This is a genomic window from Lysobacter concretionis Ko07 = DSM 16239 (genome assembly GCF_000768345.1).
GTDB lineage: Bacteria > Pseudomonadota > Gammaproteobacteria > Xanthomonadales > Xanthomonadaceae > Novilysobacter > Novilysobacter concretionis.
This window is the reverse complement of sequence record NZ_AVPS01000001.1, coordinates 145,630-165,580: the sequence shown is the minus strand read 5'-3', so window position 1 is coordinate 165,580 and position 19,951 is coordinate 145,630. Positions and strand designations below refer to the sequence as shown.

14 protein-coding genes are annotated in these 19,951 nt (G+C 69.7%); 4 read left to right on the top strand and 10 right to left on the bottom strand.

The genetic code is table 11. The features are described 5' to 3' along the window. Positions 1 to 45 precede the first annotated feature (45 nt). The 7 genes from N792_RS00640 to rhlB all read right to left on the bottom strand — a co-directional run bounded on the left by N792_RS00640 (position 46) and on the right by rhlB (position 7,484). Positions 46 to 837 (bottom strand): NYN domain-containing protein, encoded by a 792-nt coding sequence (locus N792_RS00640; protein ID WP_036191516.1) that lies wholly within the window; start codon positions 835 to 837, stop codon positions 46 to 48. 359 nt (positions 838 to 1,196) lie between these two features. Continuing rightward, a complete protein-coding gene (rpoH, locus tag N792_RS00635; protein WP_036192231.1) occupies positions 1,197 to 2,075 on the bottom strand; it encodes an RNA polymerase sigma factor RpoH in 879 nt (292 codons plus the stop codon). 148 nt (positions 2,076 to 2,223) lie between these two features. Beyond that, entirely contained in the window at positions 2,224 to 2,931 is a 708-nt protein-coding gene (gene ung, locus N792_RS00630; protein ID WP_036192227.1) for a uracil-DNA glycosylase, read from the bottom strand. A gap of 12 nt (positions 2,932 to 2,943) precedes the next feature. Continuing rightward, positions 2,944 to 3,717: a response regulator gene (locus N792_RS00625; protein WP_052103297.1), complete on the bottom strand. Its 774-nt coding sequence runs from the start codon at positions 3,715 to 3,717 to the stop codon at positions 2,944 to 2,946. 107 nt (positions 3,718 to 3,824) lie between these two features. Continuing rightward, positions 3,825 to 4,799, bottom strand: a complete 975-nt coding sequence (gene ftsX, locus N792_RS00620) for a permease-like cell division protein FtsX (RefSeq protein WP_036191513.1) — start codon at positions 4,797 to 4,799, stop codon at positions 3,825 to 3,827. Continuing rightward, a complete protein-coding gene (gene ftsE / locus N792_RS00615; RefSeq protein WP_036191510.1) occupies positions 4,796 to 5,482 on the bottom strand; it encodes a cell division ATP-binding protein FtsE in 687 nt (228 codons plus the stop codon). The genes ftsX and ftsE overlap by 4 nt, the downstream gene beginning before the upstream one ends. Before the next feature lie 172 nt (positions 5,483 to 5,654). Beyond that, on the bottom strand, positions 5,655 to 7,484 hold the full coding sequence (rhlB, locus tag N792_RS00610) for an ATP-dependent RNA helicase RhlB (protein WP_084105239.1): 1,830 nt from the start codon (positions 7,482 to 7,484) through the stop codon (positions 5,655 to 5,657). 201 nt (positions 7,485 to 7,685) lie between these two features. Between rhlB and trxA the strand changes: the two genes are divergently transcribed. Together trxA and rho are read left to right on the top strand one after the other, a co-directional pair. Next, complete coding sequence (trxA, locus tag N792_RS00605) at positions 7,686 to 8,012, top strand: thioredoxin (RefSeq protein WP_036191507.1); 327 nt, start codon at positions 7,686 to 7,688, stop codon at positions 8,010 to 8,012. 275 nt (positions 8,013 to 8,287) lie between these two features. Beyond that, positions 8,288 to 10,228, top strand: coding sequence for a transcription termination factor Rho (rho, locus tag N792_RS00600; RefSeq protein WP_036191504.1), 1,941 nt, complete (start codon positions 8,288 to 8,290; stop codon positions 10,226 to 10,228). Between the two features lie 376 nt (positions 10,229 to 10,604). Here the strand turns inward: rho and N792_RS00595 are convergent, their stop codons facing one another. Next, positions 10,605 to 11,432: an energy transducer TonB gene (locus N792_RS00595; protein WP_156969247.1), complete on the bottom strand. Its 828-nt coding sequence runs from the start codon at positions 11,430 to 11,432 to the stop codon at positions 10,605 to 10,607. A gap of 173 nt (positions 11,433 to 11,605) precedes the next feature. On the opposite strand from N792_RS00595, the gene N792_RS00590 reads away from it, so the two are divergent. Beyond that, the gene (locus tag N792_RS00590) at positions 11,606 to 13,429 is read left to right on the top strand and encodes a monovalent cation:proton antiporter-2 (CPA2) family protein (protein WP_052103218.1); all 1,824 of its coding nucleotides are present in this window, start codon (positions 11,606 to 11,608) and stop codon (positions 13,427 to 13,429) included. An 18-nt stretch (positions 13,430 to 13,447) separates the two neighbouring features. On the opposite strand, the gene N792_RS00585 is transcribed toward N792_RS00590, so the two are convergent. After that, positions 13,448 to 16,948: an ankyrin repeat domain-containing protein gene (locus N792_RS00585; protein ID WP_052103217.1), complete on the bottom strand. Its 3,501-nt coding sequence runs from the start codon at positions 16,946 to 16,948 to the stop codon at positions 13,448 to 13,450. Then, positions 16,941 to 17,213: a YcgL domain-containing protein gene (locus N792_RS00580; RefSeq protein WP_036191501.1), complete on the bottom strand. Its 273-nt coding sequence runs from the start codon at positions 17,211 to 17,213 to the stop codon at positions 16,941 to 16,943. The genes N792_RS00585 and N792_RS00580 overlap by 8 nt, the downstream gene beginning before the upstream one ends. Positions 17,214 to 17,414: 201 nt before the next feature. Between N792_RS00580 and N792_RS00575 the strand changes: the two genes are divergently transcribed. Next, complete coding sequence (locus N792_RS00575; RefSeq protein ID WP_036191498.1) at positions 17,415 to 19,841, top strand: alpha/beta hydrolase family protein; 2,427 nt, start codon at positions 17,415 to 17,417, stop codon at positions 19,839 to 19,841. Positions 19,842 to 19,951 lie beyond the last annotated feature (110 nt).

The window sequence follows — 19,951 nt, the reverse complement described above, 5'->3', positions numbered from 1 at the left end:
TCCCTGGGTACAGCGCCGACGCCGGTGACTCGTGACCTGACGTCATCAAATCGCCGGAGGCGCCGCACGGTTCTTCGCCGGCGCTTTCTTCACGGCTGTTTTCCTGGTCCCGCTACGCGGCTTGGGCGTCTCGCGCACCAGTACGGTCTTGTCGTCGCGGCGCACTTCGAACACACCCGTGGCCTCGATCAGGTCGCTGAGTTTCCGGTAGCCATAGTTGCGTGAATCGAACGATGCCTGGTTGCCGATCTGCTGCCCGACCGCGCCCAGCTTCGACCAGCCATCGTCGCCGCTGGCGGAGTCCACCGCGCTGCGCAGCATCTGCAGCAACCGCGCATCGCCGTGCAGGTCGGAGGTGCTGCGTGGCTGGGCGACGCTGGTGGCATCGGACTGCCCGGGCCGGCCGAGCGCCTCGACATAGGTGAACTTCGAGCAGGCGTTGACGAAAGGATCGGGGGTTTTCTTCTCGCCAAAACCGTACACCTTCACGCCATCGGTCAGCAGCCGCATCACCAGCGGAGTGAAGTCGGCATCGGAGGACACGATCGCAAACCCGTCCAGGTTGCGCGCGTACAGCAGGTCCATCGCGTCGATCACCATCGCCATGTCGGACGCGTTCTTGCCGCGGCTGTAGGCGAACTGCTGCACCGGCCGGATCGCGTACTCGTGCAGGCAGGCTTCCCAGCTTTTCAGGTGCGGGTTTTTCCAGTCGCCATACGCGCGGCGCACGTTGGCCACGCCGTAACGGGCGACCTCGGCGAGGATCACGTCGATCCTCGCCGCCGGCGCATTGTCGGCATCGATCAGCAGGGCGATGCGTTTTTCTTGCTCGGCCATGCGCACAACTCCAGTCGGGGATGTTGCGAGCCTAGCGCACGGGCGCGGTGCGACGGCGGGGGAAGAGCTTTTTCGCAGGAGCGGCGTGAGTCGCGACCGCGCCGCCAGCGATGCATGGCGGCGCGGCTCCGGCTACGGCGACCCTGTCGTAGCCTCGATTCCCGGCGCGTCGCTGCGACCAGCCGTCGTAGCGCAGTCGACCTCTGCCGGGTCGCGACTCACGTCGCTCCTACACTCCAAAACAGATCCCTTGCGGGACAAAGCCGGGACTGGCTCCCGAGCCCGGCATGGGCGTGGGGTGGAAACGCAAACGGCCCGGTTTCCCGGGCCGCTGTGGCTCACAGCGATGTCGCCAGCCGTTACGCGGCGAACAGCACGCGCATCTTCTTCAGCGCGTTGGCCTCGATCTGGCGGATCCGCTCGGCGGACACGCCGTATTCGTCGGCCAGCTCCTGCAGGGTCACCTTGTTCTCGTTGCCGAGCCAGCGGCGGGCGACGATGTCGCGCGAGCGCTCGTCGAGCTGCGCCAGGCCTTCGTGCAGCAATGCGATCTGGTGGTCTTCCTGGCTTTCCCGCTCGTAGATCTGCGAGGGTTCCTCGTCGTCGGTGCGCAGGTAGGCCACCGGCGATGGCGGCGCGCGGTCGTCGTCATCGCTGTCGGGCGCATCGAAGCCGATGTCGCGGCCGGACAGGCGCGACTCCATCTCCAGCACTTCGCGCTCGGACACGTTGAGGTCGCGGGCGACCACGCGCACTTCCTCGGCATTCATCCAGCCCAGGCGCTTCTTGCTGCGGCGCAGGTTGAAGAACAGCTTGCGCTGCGCCTTGGTGGTGGCGACCTTCACGATGCGCCAGTTCTTGAGGATGAACTCGTGCATCTCGGCGCGGATCCAGTGCACCGCGAAGCTGACCAGGCGTACGCCCTGGTCGGGGTCGAAGCGCTTGACCGCCTTCATCAGGCCGATGTTGCCTTCCTGGATCAGGTCGCCCAGTGGCAGGCCGTAGCCGTTGTAGCCGCGGGCCACGTGGACCACGAAGCGCAGATGGGAATGGACCAGTTCGCGGGCGGCGTTGAGGTCTTCCTCGGCAAGGAAGCGACGCGCGAGCGCCTGCTCGTCCTCGACGCTCAGCACCGGGATGCGGTGGACCGCACCGATGTAGGCATCCAGCGATCCCAGCGCACTGGGAACCGGCAGGCTGTTGGATACAAGGGCGTTGGAAGCAGTGATATCAGTCATGGTCGGCATTTTAGCAGTCTCTACGGATGCATGCTAATCGTTCAAAACAGATGGCAGCGTCTCGTTTACAGAACGGCGCGTGGGGACATGGGGTAAAGACTGTCAGCGGCGCCGTTAGTTCCCGATCAAGCCCGCCGGCACGCCATCGTCACGTGACCGGTTCATCCGGCGAGGCGGGCAGCGACCAGTCGATCGGCGCCTGCCCGCGTCGTGACAGGTACTGGTTGGCCGCGGAAAAGTGGCCGCAGCCGATGAAACCGCGGTGCGCGGACAGCGGTGACGGGTGCGCGGCCTTGAGGACCTTGTGCCGCTGGCGGTCGATGATCGCGCCCTTGCGCTGTGCGTAGGCGCCCCACAGCAGGAACACCAGCCCCTCGCGCTCGCGGTTCAGCGTCTCCACGACGTGGTCGGTGAAGCCCTCCCAGCCCTTGCCCTGGTGCGCGCCGGCACGCCCGGCTTCCACCGTCAGCACCGCATTGAGCAGCAGCACCCCGCGGTGGGCCCAGGGCATCAGGTCACCGTGACGGGGCGGCGCGATCCCGAGGTCGCGCTGGATTTCCTTGTAGATGTTCTGCAGCGACGGCGGCACCGGCACGCCGGGGCGCACCGAGAAACACAGCCCGTGGGCCTGGCCCGGCCCGTGGTACGGGTCCTGGCCGAGGATCACGACCTTGACGGCATCGAACGCGGTGGCGTCGAACGCGGCGAAGATCTCCGGTCCCGGCGGATAGATACGTGCGCCCGCCGCCCGACGCTCGCGCAGGAACGTCGACAACGCGCGCATGTCATCGCGCAGCAGGTAATCGCCGATGCGGGCCTTCCAGGACGGCTCGAGCCTGATCGGATGCGGGGCCATGCCATCCATGTCTTACGCCAGCTTCGCCAGCCGCAACTGGAACAGGGTCTTGGTGACCAGCAGGCGTTCCTCGATCGGCTTGAGCACCAGGTCGTTGGCGCCGGCACGCAACAGCGCGCTCTGGTTGTCCAGGTTGGCGTCGCCGGTCATCACCAGCACCGGCAGGCGGCGTTTGCCGTAGCCGAAGTCGTTGCGCAGCCGGTCGAGCAGGTCGCTGCCTTCCAGCTCGCCCTTGAGGTAGACATCGGTCAGCACCAGGTCGGTGCCGGGGTCCGGCTGGCCACGATGGCTTTCCAGATACTCCAGCGCTTCTTCCACGCCGACGAAATGCAGCACTTCCAGTTGCTGGCGCTGCAGCATGCGCTTGGTCGCCAGCGCGACCACGCGGCTGTCCTCGACGTACAGCACGCGCGCGCCGGCGATCGCCTGCGGCTGCACATAGCCGCGGATGAATGTGGCCAGCGCGGCATGCCCGAGCGACTTGTCGAAATAGTCGGTGACGTCCTCGGTGAACTGGCGTGATTCCAGGTGCGCCTGGGCATCGCCGGAGACCACGATGACCGGCACGTAGGTCTGCCCGGCGGCTTCGCGCACGGTGCGCGCCAGCGCGATGCCGTCGCCGTCGGGCAGCGCCAATGACGTGGTGACCAGGTCGACCGGGCCGGCGGCCAGCGCCCGGCCGGCTTCCTCGATACTCGCGCAGGGCACGATCCGGACGTTCTCCAGCTCGCGTTGCAGCACGTCGCCGATCAGCCGGCGTACCAGCCGGGAACCGTCCACCACCATCACCCGCGGCGCATCGCCGACCACGTGGCGCAGGTGACCGGATGCCTCATCGCCGATCGGGGCGGCGTCGAGCGGGCTGTCGTACGGGGTATTGTCGTACGGGGTATTCATGTGTCGGTCGGCCGGGTCTGGCGCAGGTAATGACCGGTCACCAGGCCCGCCCCGAGCCAGCCCAGCAGCCCGGCACCGAGCACGATCGCGCTGGCGGCGGGAAGGCTGAAACCGTGCAGGGCGAAATCGCTGCCGTAGCTGCGGGCCAGCTCGGCCAGCGGTTCACGCAGCGCCAGGTCGGCGGCGGTCAGCAGCGCGAGCGCGAGCGCGCCGGCCAGCAGTCCGTAACCCAGGCCCAGATACAGGAAAGGCCGGCGGATGAAGCCATCCGCTGCACCCAGCAGTTGCAACACGCCGATCTCGTCGGTGCGCTGCTGGATGTCCAGCCGCACCGTATTGCCCACCACCAGCAGGGCACCCAGGCCGAGCATCGCCGCCAGCACCCAGGCCAGGCGGCCGCCGAAGCGCAGCCAGCCGTCCAGCCGTTCGCGCCAGGCCGCATCGTGCTGGACGACATCGGCCTCCGGCAGCTGCGCCAGCGCCGCGGCCAGCAATGCCTCATCGCCGCCGGGCGTCACCACCAGCAAGCTCGGCAACGGATTGCCGTCAAGGCTGGTGAGGGTCTCGCCCAGTCCGGCGGCGTTTTTCAACTCGGCCAGCCCCTGCTCGGGCGTGCGCCATTCCACCGCCGCGACATCGGCGCGCGCGCGCACTTCGTCGGCCAGCGCGCGGGCCCGGTCGAGGCCGATCGCGGGCTTCAGGAACACGCTGATCTGGCGCGCCTCCTGCACGTCGCCGGCAAAGCGTTCGATGTTCGCCAGCGACGACCACAGCCCCAGCGGCAACGCCAGCGCCAGTGCCATCACGCCGATGGTCAGCGCGGTCGACCAGGGCTTGCGCAGCATCCGGCCGGCACTGGCCACCAGGCTGTAGGCGTGGTGGTCGAGCCACGTGCCCAGTCCACTGCGGTGGGTGTTCGCGCGGGTTGTCGCGCGCGTCTTCGCCGCGGCGGCGCTGTGGTCGTTGCTCATTCGGCCAGGTCCTCCGGCGATATGTCGTCCACCAGCTGCCCCTGGTTGAGCACCAGCACGCGCTTGCGCATCCGCTTGACCAGGGCCAGGTCGTGGCTGGCGACCAGCACGCTGGTGCCGCGCTCGGGCAGGGATTCGAACAGCGTCATGATCTCGGCCGAGAGCGTCGGATCGAGGTTGCCGGTCGGCTCGTCGGCCACCAGCAACGCGGGCTCGCCGACGATCGCCCGGGCGATGCCGACCCGCTGCTGCTCGCCGGCGGACAGTTGCGACGGCAATGCCTGCGAACGCGCGCCCAGGCTGACCCGGTCGAGCACCGCACGCACGCGCTTGACGATCTCCGCACGGCGCAGGCCCTGCAGCACCAGCGGCAGCGCGACGTTGTCGGCGACCGAGCGGTCGGCCAGCAGGCGATGGTCCTGGAACACCACGCCGACCTCGCGCCGGTGCATGGCGACCTTGCGTCCGCGCACGCGCAGCAGGTTCCTGTCGGCAAACAGCACCGCACCGCGGGTCGGCCGCTCGGCGAGGTGGATCAGTTTCAGCAACGTGCTCTTGCCCGCGCCGGAGTGGCCGGTGACGAACAGCATCTCGCCGGAGGCGACCTCGAAGCTGACCTCGTCCAGGGCCTGGCGGCCGCCGTCGTACTGCTTGCTGACGTTGTCGAAGCGAAGAACGCTCATCGCGTGGCCATCCGGATCATTGTCGCCAAGTATCGGCGGGGGCGGCGGAGATGGCTAGGACGCAGGCCATGGAGCGCGGTTTGCAGTGCCGCCTGATGTGCGGCATCCGGAACAGGTTGACGCATCCATGCCCCCGACGGATCCGGCCGGGCGGCCGGATCCTGTCCCCACCTCAGTGCTGCGAACGCGGCCCACGCGTCATCAGCGACTTCAGTCCGCGCCCGATGCGGTTGAGCAGACCACCCTGGTCAGACGCCGCTGCGGCCGGACGGGGTGGGGTGGTGACCTTGTTGGCCGGAATCTGTCGCGACGCTCCACCGTTGCCGCCCGTCGCACGCGGCGGACGGGGTCCGACCGGCGATCCAACCGGAGCAGCCGTACCGGACTTGCCGGTCGCGCCCTCGCCGTTGCGGACCTGCGATTGGCCTTCCGCCTGGCCCTCGATCCTGCGGCCCCCGCGCCGGCGGCGACGCTTGCGCGGCGGACGCGCGGCGTCGCCGGTCGGGGCCGTGCCGCTTGCCGGCGTTGCGACCGCATGCGGTGCCACGGCCTGCGCCGAGCCACCGGCAACCTCGGCAACACCTCCGCCGGCCTCACTCTTGCCGCCGGCCGTGTCCGCCGATGTGCGGCGCGGACGGCGTGGGCCACTACCAGCCTCACCGCGACTGCCGCTGCGACCCGCACCGGCCGTGCGACTGCGACCGCCACCGCGACGCTCCTCCTCCACGGCTCGCGCCTCGCGCGCTTCCTTGAAGATCGCGCCGACGCTTTCGTGCTCCTCGCCTTCGACCTTTTCCCGCACCGGGCGCGGCAGCGACACCAGCAGTTCGGGCTCGACCCGCGCGGTCGGCAGCTTCTGTTCGATGTAAGCCTCGATGTCGGGCAGGCTGATCGCGTAGCGTTCGCAGGCGAAGCTGATCGCGTCGCCCTCCTCGCCCAGCCGCGCGGTGCGGCCGATGCGGTGCACGTAGTCCTCGGCGTCGAACGGCAGGTCGTAGTTGTAGACGTACTTCACCCCGTCGATGTGGAGCCCGCGCGCGGCCACGTCGGTGGCGACCAGCACTTCCAGCTGGCCCTTCTGGAACTTAGCCAGCAGCGACTCGCGCTTCTTCTGCGGCACGTCGCCCGACAGCACGCCGACCCGGTAACCGCCCTTCTCCAGCGCCCGCGCGACCCGCTCGACCCACACCTTGGTGTTGACGAACACCATCGTGCGCGCGCCTTCGCTGCGCGACAGCAGGCCCAGCAGCAGCGGGATCTTCTCCTCGTCGGACGGGAAGTACATCAGCTGGCGCACCTGCGAGGCGGTGATGTACTCCGACTCGACGACCAGCTTTTCCGGCTCGTTCATGTGCTCGTAGGCCAGCTCCAGCACCCGATGGCTGAGCGTGGCCGAGAACAGCAGGGTCTGGCGGATCGTGCAGGCCGGCATCCGCCGCAGCAGGAAGCGGATGTCCTTGATGAAGCCCAGGTCGAACATCCGGTCGGCCTCGTCCAGCACACAGACCTCGCAGGCGTGCAGCGACACCACCTTGTGCTGCTTGACGTAGTCGATCAGCCGGCCCGGGGTGGCGATGATCACGTCCACGCCCTGCTGCAGCAGTTCGCGCTGCTTGTCGTAGTCGACCCCGCCATAGACGAGGGCGAACCGCAGGCCGACCTCCGGCCCCAGCTTGACCGCGTCCTTGTGGATCTGGATCGCCAGCTCGCGGGTCGGCGCGAGGATCAGCGCGCGCGGATCGCCGGGCTGGCGCTCGGCCAATGCCGGCTGGGTCAACAGGCGGTTGATTGTCGCCACCAGGAACGCCAGCGTCTTGCCGGTGCCGGTCTGGGCCTGGCCGGCGACGTCGCCGCCTTTCAGCGCGACCGGCAGGCTCATCGCCTGGATCGGGGTGCAACGGGTGAATCCGGCCGACTCCAGCCCCGCCAGCAGGCGCGGATGCAGGTCGAAGGAATCAAAGGTGATATCGGTTAAAGGCTTGTCGCTCGTGCGGTCAGTCATAAAGTCCCGGGGGTCCGCGCGCAGAACTGCGCTTGCGTGGGTGGCAGCTGCCAAGCAGACTGCCGAGGTCGGTCAGTTTCGTCCCTGACCGCAGCGTGCGAGGGCTTGAAGCCATCGCGAAACGCCCCAGTTTAACGCAAGCCCCCTTCCAAAACCCGGCGCAATCCGCCGCCGGCGTTCGCCCCATCGCAGGAGAATCACGTGAGCGACAAAACCATCCAGGTCGGCGATGCCGATTTCGACACCGTCGTACTGCAGTCGTCCGAGCCGGTGCTGGTCGACTTCTGGGCCGAGTGGTGCGGCCCGTGCAAGATGATCGCGCCGGCACTGGACGACCTGGCCGAGACCTATGCCGGGCGGGTCAAGATCGCCAAGATCAACGTCGACCACAACCGCGCCACCGCCATGAAGTACCATGTGCGCTCGATCCCGATGCTGCTGCTGTTCAAGGACGGCCAGGTGCAGGAAACCCAGATCGGCGCGGTCGGCAAGGCGCAGCTGGCGGCGATGATCGACAAGGCGCTCTGAGCGGTTCCGGCCGCCCTGTTGCAGGGCGATGGTTCCGCATGCAGCTGAACCGTCCGGCCGCCGCGCTGCGCCGCCCTACTTGCGGCCACCATGGCGCAGTGCTAGTTTCGCAGGACCCGGTGCCTGAACGGCCACGCGGCTCATTGATTGACTGATCGGAATCGACTGATCGAAGGCCCGCGAGCCCGTTCCCCGCCGCACCCATCTTGAAACCCCACGTCCCTGACGCTTCGCCCGCCATCGCGGGCGCTCGCCGCTTAGCGAGGAATACCCGCTTGTCCGACAACATCCCCGACGCCGGCGACATCGCCGAAAAGCGCGTGCGCAAGCCGCGCGTGAGCAAGGCCACCGCCGACGCCGCACCGGCCAGGACCGCCGCACCCAAGGCGGAAGCGCCGGCCGCAACGGCGTCCAAGGCCCCGGCCGCGCCAGTCGCGCCGCCCGCCGCCGCGCCCAAGGCTGCTGCCGCCGCCCCGTCCGAGCCTGGTGCACCGGCCGTGAGCGCCAGCGCTCCCGCCCGATCCCCACAGTCCGCCAGCGCACCGTCGCCTGCGAGCCAGCCAACGGCCGCCGCCGGCAACGTGCCACCGGTGAACCAGCCGAACAAGACCGCCGCCGCCGCGGAGTCCACCGCATCGGGCAATACCGGCTCCGGCCAGGCCAGCCCCGATCAGGCCAGCCCCCATCCCGGCAACGACGGCGGCAATGGCGAGCCCTCCGGCCAGCCGCGCGAGCACCAGCGCGAAGGCCAGGGCCCGCGTGAAGGCCAGAACCGCGACCAGGAAGGCGGCCGCAGCAACAACCGCCGCGAGCGCTTCCGCAACAAGCGCGACCGCGGCGGCGAGCGCAAGGGCGGCGGTGGCGGCGGCAACCGCGACGGCCTGCCCAGCGACGACGGCGGCAACGAGACGTTCGTCCCGCGCGCCAACCCGCAGGTGCCCGAGGGCTTCCCGCAGTACTCGCTGGGCGACCTGAAGCGGATGCAGGCCTACAAGCTGCTGGAAATCGCCGAGCAGCTGAACATCTCCGAAGGCGTCGCCCGCGCGCGCAAGCAGGACGTCATCTTCGCGGTGCTGAAGGTGCTGACCCGCCACGGCGAAGGCGTCGCCGCCGACGGCGTGCTGGAGATCCTGCCGGACGGCTTCGGCTTCCTGCGCGCGGCCGAGGCCAGCTACCTGGCCGGCCCGGACGATACCTACATCTCGCCCAGCCAGATCCGCCGCTTCAACCTGCGCACCGGCGACCACCTGTCTGGCCGCATCCGTTTCCCCAAGGACGGCGAGCGCTACTTTGCCCTGTCGATCGTCGACACGATCAACGGCGAGCCGCTGGAAGCGTCCAAGAACAAGGTGCTGTTCGAGAACCTGACCGCGCTGTTCCCGCGCCGCAAGTTCACCCTGGAGCGCGGCGACGGCTCCACCGAGGACATCACCGGCCGCATCCTCGATCTGATGGCGCCGCAGGGCAAGGGCCAGCGCGCGCTGATCGTCAGCCCGCCGAAGGCCGGCAAGACGATGATGATGCAGCAGATCGCCACCGCGATCAGCCACAACCACCCCGACGTGCACATGATCGTGCTGCTGATCGACGAGCGGCCCGAGGAAGTCACCGAGATGCAGCGCACCGTGCGCGGCGAGGTCATCTCCTCGACGTTCGACGAGCCCGCCGGCCGCCACGTGCAGGTCGCCGAGATGGTGATCGAGCGCGCCAAGCGCCTGGTCGAGCACAAGAAAGACGTGGTGATCCTGCTCGACTCGATCACCCGCCTGGCACGCGCCTACAACAACGTCCTGCCCAGTTCGGGCAAGGTGCTGTCCGGCGGCGTCGACGCCAACGCGCTGCACCGGCCGAAGCGGTTCTTCGGCGCGGCGCGCAACGTGGAGGAAGGCGGCTCGCTGACGATCATCGCCACCGCGCTGGTCGATACCGGCAGCAAGATGGACGAGGTGATCTACGAGGAGTTCAAGGGCACCGGCAACTCCGAGGTCCACCTGAACCGCCGCATCGCCGAGAAGCGCGTGTACCCGGCGATCGACATCAACCGCTCCGGCACCCGCCGCGAGGATTACCTGATCGAGCCCGAGCTGCTGCAGAAGATCTGGATCCTGCGCAAGCTGCTGCACGGCATGGACGAGATCGGCGCGATGGAGTTCCTGCTCGACAAGATGAAGAGCACCAAGTCCAACGACGAGTTCTTCTCCTCGATGAAGCGGTAGACGCGACATCCAGCAACAAGCAAAACGCCCCGCATCGCGGGGCGTTTTTTATGGTTCTTCTCCCGACTCCGGGGAAGGGCCGGGGCGCGACCTGCGCTTCTGGAACCCCGCCACGCTGGAACGACGGGCGCGAATGCCCTTGGGTGTGAAATAAAGGAGGAGGCACCGGCTTCATCGGTGCCGGTGGACATTCGCACACAAGGGCATTCGCGCCCGGCACTCCGGCCACCCCGCAGATGTCGCGCTTTCCCTTGGATGGGAGAAGAACTTTTTTATGGTGGGGACCGGAAGGGTCGGTGCGGGCGGATCACTGCCGGCAACACGGCCGGTATCGATCACCCGATCCGGCATCAGGGCGATCAAACCGGCAGCGCGCTCACAGCAGGCTGCCGGTCAGGTCGTTCCTCAGCTTGAAGTGCGAATCCAGCGCCTGCACGTCGCCATCCTTCAGCGAATCCACGTCCTGGCTGGCGACCGCGGTATCGACGATCCACGGTGCCGGCACGCGTGGGCCCGGCACGTAGCTGTGCCAGACATTGTCGGGCCCCTCGCGACGGCTTCCCTCCGTCAGGGAGAAGGTCACCGGCACCCGCACACTGGTGCCGATGGGCTGGCCGGCGAGGGTTTCGCTGATATTGAACTTCCACCGTGCGGCCGTCTCGATACTGGTCCTGGCGAACATGCCCCGCCAGCGTTCGGCCTGCGATTCGCTGCGCGTCAGGCGGTCGAGGCTGACCTGCTCGGCATGCACCTGCTGCACCTGGCCCTGCCCGTCCAGTTGCAGCACCAGCACGACCTTGGCGCCGATGCCGGCGTACACCGCATCGCGCGGATACGGCGGCGGCCTCATGTCGTGTGCGCTTCGCCCCGGCTCGCCGAACCAGACGCCGCGGATGCGCAACTGGTAGTCCTCGCTGGCGGTCGGCAAGGCCTCGATCGCCAGACGCATGCGGGTCTTGGCGATCACCGGCTTGCCGTCCACGACAATCGGCTCGAACCGCCATTGCCCGATGTTGCGCGCGAGCGCCTGCTCGATCGCCGCCGGTTGCCCCTTGTCGAGCTGGTGCCGCACCACCTGCCCATCGGGGCCGATCTCGATGGTGCCGGTGGCGTCGATCCCGTAGACCGGCGCCGGCTTTTCCACCGCCTGCACCGGCCAGATGCACGCCATCATGATGGCCAGAATCACCGCTGAAAGACGCATCGGACTTCCTCCACCCACAGAGCAACAAGGGATCGAGCCTACTGGGGCGTGCATTCACGGACAAGCCGACGCGCGGGCGGGTTCCCACAATCCCGCCGCCACACGGGCCTCCTGCGCCCGTTACGCCGACGACCCAGGCGGCGGCCGCATAATCGCCCTGTCCGGAGGTGCGCATGAGCAGTGGCGGTCTTGAACTGGCGGTGGTGTTCCTGCTCGCCGCGGTGATCGCGGTGCCGGTGTTCCGTCGTTTTGGTCTCGGCGCAGTGCTGGGGTATCTGGCCGCGGGCGTGGTGCTCGGGCCGTTCGGGCTGCGGGTGATCCGCAATGCCGAGCCGGTGCTGGCCGCGTCCGAGATCGGCGTGGTGATGATGCTGTTCGTGATCGGTCTGGAGCTGTCGCCGTCGCGTCTGAAGGTGATGCGGCGGCCGGTGTTCGGTGCCGGTGGGTTGCAGATGCTGGTCAGCGGCGTGGTGCTGGGCCTGCTGGCGACCCTGGCCGGCTTCGGCTGGAAGGCGGCGCTGGTGATCGGACTCGGGTTGGCGCTGTCCTCCACCGCGGTCGGGCTGCAGCTGTTGTCCGAGCGCAAGGCGCTGAGCAGCGAACACGGCCGGCTGGCATTCGCGATCCTGCTGTTCCAGGACCTGTGCGCGATCCCGTTGCTGGCCGCGATCCCCTTGCTTGGCCAGGCCGCGCATGCGGAAGGCGGACTGGGGTGGGAGACGGTGGTCAAGGCGCTGGTGGCGATCAGTGCGCTGGTGTTCGGCGGGCGTTTCCTGCTGCGCCATCTGTTCCGTTTTGTCGCCCGTTCGCTGATGCCCGAGGTGTTCACCGGGGCCGCACTGCTGGTGGTGCTCGGCGCGGCGCTGTTGATGCAGGGCGCGGGGTTGTCGGCCGGCCTGGGCGCGTTCCTGGCCGGCGTGCTGCTGGCCGATTCGGAATTCCGGCACGAGCTGGAAGCGCAGATCGAGCCGTTCAAGGGCCTGTTGCTGGGGCTGTTTTTCATGGCCGTCGGCATGAGCGTCGACCTGAAGCTGGTGGTGGCCGAGCCGGTGCTGATCGAGCTGATGGTGCTGGCGCTGATGGCGGTGAAGTTCGCGATCCTGGTCGCGGTGGGCATCGGCCCGGGCCGGTTGTCGCGTCGCGACGCGCTGCAGCTGGGCAGCGTGCTCGCGGTCGGTGGCGAGTTCGCGTTCGTGGTGTTCTCCGAAGGGGTCAAGGCGGGCCTGCTGGAGGATGTGATGCGCGACCGGCTGGTGGCGGCGGTCGGCGTGTCGATGGCGTTGACGCCGCTGCTGATGATGGCCGTCGCCCGGGTGCTGCGTGGCCATCCGGTCGTCCGGCCGCCGCGCGATGTCACGCCGCCGCCCGAGGACGGACATCCGGAGGTGCTGATCGCCGGTTTCGGCCGCTTCGGCCAGATCATTGCGCGGCTGCTGGTGGCGCAGAAGGTGCCGTTCATCGCGATCGAGCACAGCGCCGAGCAGGTGGACTTCATGCGCCGCTTCGGCAACCCGCTGTTCTACGGCGACCCGGCCCGACCGGAGCTGCTGCGCTCCGCCGGCGCGGAGCACGTGAAGGTGTTCGTGATCGCAATCGACGATCCCGCCGGCAGCCTGGAGACGGTGCGGGTGATCCGCCGGCTGTACCCGAAGGCCAAGGTGTTCGCCCGCGCCCGCGACCGCCGCCATGCCTGGCAGCTAATGGACCTGGGCGCGCACGGCCTGCGCGAGATGCTGTACTCGAGCCTCAAACTCGGCGAGGACGTGCTGGTCGCGCTGGGCATTCCGGCCGACATCGCCCACGATCACGCGCAACGCTTCCTCGCGCTCGACGAGCGCCTGCTGGAGGCCCAGTACCGCGTCCACGACGACGAGGACGCCGTCCTGCAGGCCTCCACGCTGGCACGCCGCGAGCTGGAGCAACTGTTCGACGCCGACCAGGGCGAAGGCGTGCTGGGCGGGATCGCCGGGCGCCGCAAACCTCGCGACGGGGCGTGAGACCGGCGGTCGCCGGACTCAGTGCTGGTCGCGCAGGAACCGGGCCATCGACACGTCAGCACCGGGATGGCTCGGGGTGAGCTGGGCGGCGATATCGACGAAGCCGCGCATCACCGCGATCTCGCGGGGACTGCGGTTGAGGGTGTCGCGCAAGTCGGGGTCGGCACCGGCGCGCAGCAGCCAGCCCACCACGCCGGGCAGGCCGTGCAGGGCCGCCAGGTGCAGCGGACCGAAGCCGCGCGGGTCCTGCGCGTCGAGACGGGCGTCGTGGTCCAGCAGTTGCTCGAGGCCGGCGATCAGCACCTCTTCGTCGGCCGCACTGCCCGGCTCGGCGCAGGCGCCCAGCAGCAACAGCAGCGGCGTGGCATTGCCGCTGGCCGCGGCACGCTCCATTTCGACGCCGCCACCCATTGCGCTGTCGCCTGCTTCGATGCCATTCGCGTCGACGCCGGCCAGCAGCAGGGTGTCCAGCAACGCCACCAGCCGGGTGCGGTCGCGCGCGCCGAAGCCGAACATCGCCGCGCAGTGCAGCGCCGTGCGGCCCTGCGCATCGGTCGCGTGGGCGTTGGCGCCGGAGCCCAGCAGACGCGCGGCCAGGTCGGGCAGGCCGAGTGCGCAGGCCACCATCAGCACGGTCGGGCCGCCCGGCAGGCGTTGTTCGATATCCGCGCCGGCGACCAGCAGGCGATCGACGATGTCGGCATGACGCATGCTGACGGCGGCCGACAACGGAGTCGCTCCCGAGCCGGCGGCCAGTCCGGGATCCGCACGGCGCGTGAGCAACAGGTCGACCACCGCGCGATGACCGCCGCCGGCCGCGCGCAGCAGGGCGCTGCAGCCCTGGTGGTCGAGTGCATCGACCGGCAGGCCCAGATCCAGCAGGCGGCGCACCGCGTCGGCGTCGCCGACCATCGCCGCCGCCGGCACGTCGGCCGGGTGCAGGCGACGCCGCGGCAACGGCCAGCCGCGCCAGTCCAGCCAGTCGGCCAGGTCACGGCGACCGCTGGCCAGGGCGACGCCCAGCGGGGTCTGGCCGTCGGCCGCCAGCAGGCCCGGCGCGGCGCCGTGGGCGACCAGCGGCTTGAGCAGGTCCTCGCGACCCAGCGCGGCGGCCAGATGCAGGGCGCTCATGCCGCGGCTGTCGCGGGCATCCAGGTCGACACCGGCCGCGAGCAGCCGGTCCAGCAGGCGCGCCCAGCCCAGACGCACTGCCAATGCCACCGGCGGATCGCCGCCTGGATTGGGAGCAAACGGATCGGCGCCGCGATCCAGCAGTTCCAGCGCCAAAGCCTCCAGTGCCGGACCTTTCAGCGCCGCACCGGCCTGCTCACGGCCGAGGCAGGCGGTCAGGAAGCGGGCCAGACCGCCCGCACCGGCCGGCGACACCGCGTGGTCGAGCATGACCCGCAGTGAAGCGATCGCGGCCGGCCCCTGGGTCAGCATCGCGAATATCGGCGTGGTGCCGGTGCCGTCGCGCACTTCGGGATCGGCGCCACGGGCCAGCAGCCATTCCACCTGTTGCGGCGGCAGCGCGGTGTCGCCATCGTGGAACAGCGCGCCCAGTTCACGCGGACCGAGCAATGCGGCCACGGTGTCCAGTGCGTGTTCGCGGCCGTCCTCCAGGCCTTCGCGCAACAGGGTGATCGGCGCACGGTCGACCGGAGCGGCCTCCTCGCCACCGCGCACCTGCGACGGGAATGCGTAGGCCGGGTCCAGCACCGCCACCAGCGACCAGCGGCCGGTTTCGGCGGCACGGTCGATGGCGCGCCTGCCGGCCTGGTCGCACAGCGCCGTATCGACACCCAGATCGAGCAACCGCTGCACCAGCTCCGGCGTGGTCCGGTCCGCCATGCAGGCCAGCATCAATACGTTGCAACCCTGCGCGTCCAATGCGGCGGCAGCGGCGGGCGCGCGGTCCGACAGTTTGTCGAGCAGCTGCGCCAGCACTTCCAGATGGCCGCCCCGCGCCGCCTCGTGCAGGGAGTGGCGGCTTTCCTCGTCCGTGAGCGCCGGGTCGGCGCCCGCCGCCAGCAGCGCCGCGACGATCTCGCCGTGGCCGGCACGCGCGGCTTCGTGCAAGGCCGTGCGCCCGGCGGCGTTGCGCGCATTGGCGTGGGCCTTCAACTTGAGCAGCAACGACACCCCGGCCGGATCGTCCTCCTCGCCACCGGCCGCAGCCAGCAGCGCCGGCTGACCGCCGGCGGGTTCGGGCCTGGCGCCGCGTTCGAGCAAAAACCGCGCCAGCCGCCAGTTGCCGGCCGCGCAGGCCACTCCGAGCGGGGACAGCCCGTCGTGGTTGAGCGCGTCCAGCTCGGCCGCCGCATCACGCAGCAGCGCGGCGACGCCGGGATCGGAACTGCGCGCGGCGAAATGCAGCGGCGTATTGCCCTCGCCATCGACCGCGCGTGGATTGGCCCCGTTGGCCAGCAGCGTGGTGACCGCGTCCGGGCGGCCGTGCCAGCTGTCGCGCGTGGCCGCCAGCAGCGGGGTGATGCCGGCATGGGCCTGGTTGAGGTCGACCCCGCGCTCGATCAGGCCGCGCAACAGGCGCAGGTCGGGCAAGACCGCCGCGAGCACGGCCAGGCTGCGCTGGTCGCGGTCCTCGACCGGCGGCGGCGCATGCGGATCGGCGCCGGCCTGGATCAATTCCAGCGCGCGCTCGACCCGGCCGCTGCGCGCGGCGTCGTACAGCGCCGGTTCCAGCGGCTCGCTCGGCGCGGGACGGGTTGCCGCCGCATCGCCGCCCAGAGGTACTGCCTCCGCGCTGAGTTCCGCAACCGGTTCGGCGGGTGACGCTGGAGCCGTGACGCCCATGGCGGGTGGATCAATAGCCGCGACGGACTCCCCGCTATCGACGTGTCCGGCCTCGACCGGCTCCTCATCGAACGACGCATCGCCCAGATACTCCAGCGCCTGCGCCGGAGTGATCCGTTGCAGCCACAGGTGCAGCGCGACGGACGCCAGCAGCAGGCACGCCACCAGCCCCCAGCGCAGGCCGCCGGCCACCAGTCCCGGCCAGGCCAGGCACAGAATCAACCCGGCCACCGCCACGACCGCGGACGCCACCGCCAACCCGCGCCAGGCGCCCAGTTCCAGCCCGCCCAGCGCGCGGCGGTGGTCGCCCAGCGCGCCGCCGTCACGCTCCAGCCCCTGCCACAGCGGCCACAACCGCCACAGCACCAGCAAGGCAATTCCGACCGCCACGCTCAACCCCAGCGTGGCCGGCAGCGAGCCTCCCGCCAGCAACGCCGACAGCGGCCAGGCGACCAGCAGCGCGAACGCCGCGACCGTCGAGGCCCACAGCAGCAGCAACGGAACGAATTCGGTACGCAGCCTCGCCAATATCAACGGGGCCTGCCGACGCTGGTATCTCGCGGCCAATGCCAACAGCGGCTGGGCCAGGATGCCGCCGGCCGCCGCGAGCCAGCCGCCGGAACCGGCCAGCGCCGCGAGCACCAGCGCAGTCCCGGCCAATACCCCCAGCGGCCAGCGCGGGTGCGGAGGAAAGGGCTCAGCCATCGGTGCCCCAGTCGCCGGTCAGCGGATCCAGCGTGACCGGCGGCGGCATCTGCACATGGAACCCCTGCGACGCCAGACTGCTGCGCACTTCGGCGGTGTTGCCGCGCGCCAGTTTCCGCTGCGCGTCCAACTCGACCTGAAGTACGAACCGGAACGGCTCCAGCACCACGCGCACGGCCTCCGGCACGCACTGAAAGTCGTCGTGCGCGGCGAGAAATACATAGGCGCCGTCCTTGCGGAGGCTCTTGTAGACGTAGGCTTGCATGGCGGCGGCCGGGGGAAGCTGCGCAGGGGTCGGGCGATTGCGCAAGCATACCGACAACCCGGGTACGCGCGAACCGGTGTGTTCAGCCGCGCGCAGGCAAGGCCGCGGACACCGGCCCATGACCGAAGACCCGTGCGCGCGTTGGCCGCGCTGCTAGGCTGGGCCGGTTTTTCACCATTCATCACCCGATCGGTCTTGCCCATGCGCCTTTCCCTGCTTGCCCTTGTGCTGTCGCTCAGCGTGCCACCCGGTTTGCTGCCGGCCTCCGCGGCCGCCCAGTCGGCACCCGCCACCGGCACCCCGATCACGCTCGACCAGGCCATGGCCGACCCGGACTGGATCGGCCCGCCGGTGGAGCAGGCGTGGTGGGCATGGGACGGCCGGCACGTGCAGTACAACCTCAAGCGCGAAGGCGAGTCGATCCGCGACACCTGGCAGACCGCGATCGCCGGCGGCACGCCCGCCAAGGTGGCCGACGCCGCACGCGCGCAACTGGACGGCGCCAACCCCGTCTATGACGCCAGCCGCAGCCGGGCCGCGTTCGTGCGCAACGGCGACATCTTCGTGCGCGACCTGCGCAGCGGCGCGCTGACCCAGGTCACCCGCAGCGACGCGCCCGAGTCGCGGCCGCAGTGGAGCCGCGACGGCAACCTGGTGTTCCGCGCCGGCAACGACTGGTACCAGTGGCGTGCCGGCCAGGGCCTGAGCCAGGCCGCGCTGCTCAAGGCCGAGAAGGACCCCGCGACCCAGCCCAAGCCCGACGATCTGCGCGACCGCCAGCTGCGCCTGATCCAGACCCTCGCCGACGACCGCGCCAAGCGCGAGGCCGTGCGCGAGCAGAACCTGGCCTGGCGCGCCGCCGACCCGACCCGCGCCCCGGCGCCCGCGTACCTCGGCGACGACGTCCAGCTCATCGACAGCGCCCTGTCGCCCGACGCTCGCTGGCTGCTGGCGGTGACCCAGGCCAAGACCGCCGACAAGGGCCAGGCGGGCAAGATGCCGACCTACGTCACCGAGTCGGGCTACGAGGAATTCGAGGAAGTGCGCACCCGCGTCGGCCGCAACGCGCCGGTGCCGCACCGCCTGTGGCTGGTGGAAGTCGCCACCGGCCAGGTCGCCGAGCTGGCGTTCGATGCCTTGCCCGGCATCGCCACCGACCCGCTGGCCGCATTGCGCGAGCAGGCCGAACTCAAGCCGCTGGACGGCAACCGCGCGGTCCGGGTGGAAACCGACGGCGACACCCGCGGCCCGGCGATCCACTGGCGCGACGACGGCCGCAGCGCGGCGGTGCTGCTGCGCGCGGTCGACAACAAGGACCGCTGGATCGCGACCGTCACCCCCACCGGCGGCAACGCCGGCAAGGCGACGCTGAACGTCCGCCACCGCCTGACCGACCCGGCCTGGATCAACTGGGGCTTCAACGATTTCGGCTGGACCGCGGCCTCGGATGGGCATGACGGCGCGCTGTGGCTGCTGTCGGAACACAGCGGCTATTCGCACCTGTACCTGGCCGAAGGCAACGGCGCCCCGCGCGCGCTGACCTCGGGCCAGTGGGAGGTTTCCTCGCCGGTGCTCGGCGCCGACGGCCGCACCTTCTTCTTCACCTGCAACCGCAGCCGGCCCGGCGACTACGAGGTCTGCGCGGTCGACCGCAGCGGCGGCGCGGTGCGCGAAGTCACCGCGTTGGATGGTGTGGAGACCTTCGCCCTGTCGCCCGACGGCGCGAAACTGCTGGTGCGCCATTCCGGCAGCTACCTGCCGCCGCAACTGGCCGTGGTCGACATCGCCGGCGGCGACACCGTCGCCCTGACCGACACCCGCACCCCCGCCTACAAGGCGCGCCAATGGATCCAGCCGGAGATGGTGCAGATCCCGTCCAGCGACGGTGCCGGCCCGATCTGGGGCAAGTTCTACGGCCCGCCAGTGATGGAGGCGGGCAGGAAGTACCCGGTGGTGATGTTCGTCCACGGCGCCGGCTACCTGCAGAACGTGCACGAGCGCTACCCGGTCTATTTCCGCGAACAGATGTTCCACAACCTGCTGGTCCAGCGCGGCTATGTCGTGCTCGACCTCGACTTCCGCGCCTCCGAGGGTTACGGCCGCGACTGGCGCACCGCGATCTACCGCCGGATGGGCACGCCGGAGCTGCAGGACTACCTCGACGGTCTGGCCTGGCTGGGCGCGAACAAGCAGGCCGACGTCGACCGCGCCGGCATCTACGGCGGCAGCTACGGCGGCTTCCTGACCTTCATGGCGCTGTTCAAGTCGCCCGGCACGTTCAAGGCCGGCGCCGCCCTGCGGCCGGTGACCGACTGGTCGCAGTACAACCACGAATACACCTCCAACATCCTCAACACGCCCGAAGTGGATCCGGAGGCGTACCTGGCCTCCTCGCCGCTCGAGTTCGCCGACGGCCTGCAGGACCACCTGCTGATCGCCCACGGCATGATCGACAACAACGTGTTCTACAAGGACTCGGTGATGCTCGCCCAGCGCCTGATCGAGCTGCGCAAGGACAAGTGGGAACTGGCCAGCTATCCGCTCGAGCGCCACGGCTTCGTCCACCCCGACAGCTGGTACGACGAGTACCGGCGGATCCTGGAACTGTTCGAGCGCGCGCTGAAGTAGCGTCCGCTCGAACGGACACGCGGAAAGCACACACCGGCCGGCCCGACATATCGCGGGCCGGTCGGCAGCCCCCTCAACGGGACACCCCCGCCAGAGCAGGGCACCGGAAC

Excerpts from the sequence above, each read along its gene's own strand:
- N792_RS00585 (WP_052103217.1), bottom strand. The coding sequence starts at position 16,948 with ATGGCTGAGCCCTTTCCTCCGCACCCGCGCTGGCCGCTGGGGGTATTG.
- rhlB (WP_084105239.1), bottom strand. The coding sequence starts at position 7,484 with ATGACTGACCGCACGAGCGACAAGCCTTTAACCGATATCACCTTTGAT.
- N792_RS00575 (WP_036191498.1), top strand. The coding sequence starts at position 17,415 with ATGCGCCTTTCCCTGCTTGCCCTTGTGCTGTCGCTCAGCGTGCCACCC.
- rpoH (WP_036192231.1), bottom strand. The coding sequence starts at position 2,075 with ATGACTGATATCACTGCTTCCAACGCCCTTGTATCCAACAGCCTGCCG.
- ung (WP_036192227.1), bottom strand. The coding sequence starts at position 2,931 with ATGGCCCCGCATCCGATCAGGCTCGAGCCGTCCTGGAAGGCCCGCATC.
- N792_RS00640 (WP_036191516.1), bottom strand. The coding sequence starts at position 837 with ATGGCCGAGCAAGAAAAACGCATCGCCCTGCTGATCGATGCCGACAAT.
- N792_RS00590 (WP_052103218.1), top strand. The coding sequence starts at position 11,606 with ATGAGCAGTGGCGGTCTTGAACTGGCGGTGGTGTTCCTGCTCGCCGCG.
- N792_RS00595 (WP_156969247.1), bottom strand. The coding sequence starts at position 11,432 with ATGCGTCTTTCAGCGGTGATTCTGGCCATCATGATGGCGTGCATCTGG.
- N792_RS00625 (WP_052103297.1), bottom strand. The coding sequence starts at position 3,717 with ATGGTGGTGGACGGTTCCCGGCTGGTACGCCGGCTGATCGGCGACGTG.
- ftsE (WP_036191510.1), bottom strand. The coding sequence starts at position 5,482 with ATGAGCGTTCTTCGCTTCGACAACGTCAGCAAGCAGTACGACGGCGGC.
- ftsX (WP_036191513.1), bottom strand. The coding sequence starts at position 4,799 with ATGAGCAACGACCACAGCGCCGCCGCGGCGAAGACGCGCGCGACAACC.
- N792_RS00580 (WP_036191501.1), bottom strand. The coding sequence starts at position 17,213 with ATGCAAGCCTACGTCTACAAGAGCCTCCGCAAGGACGGCGCCTATGTA.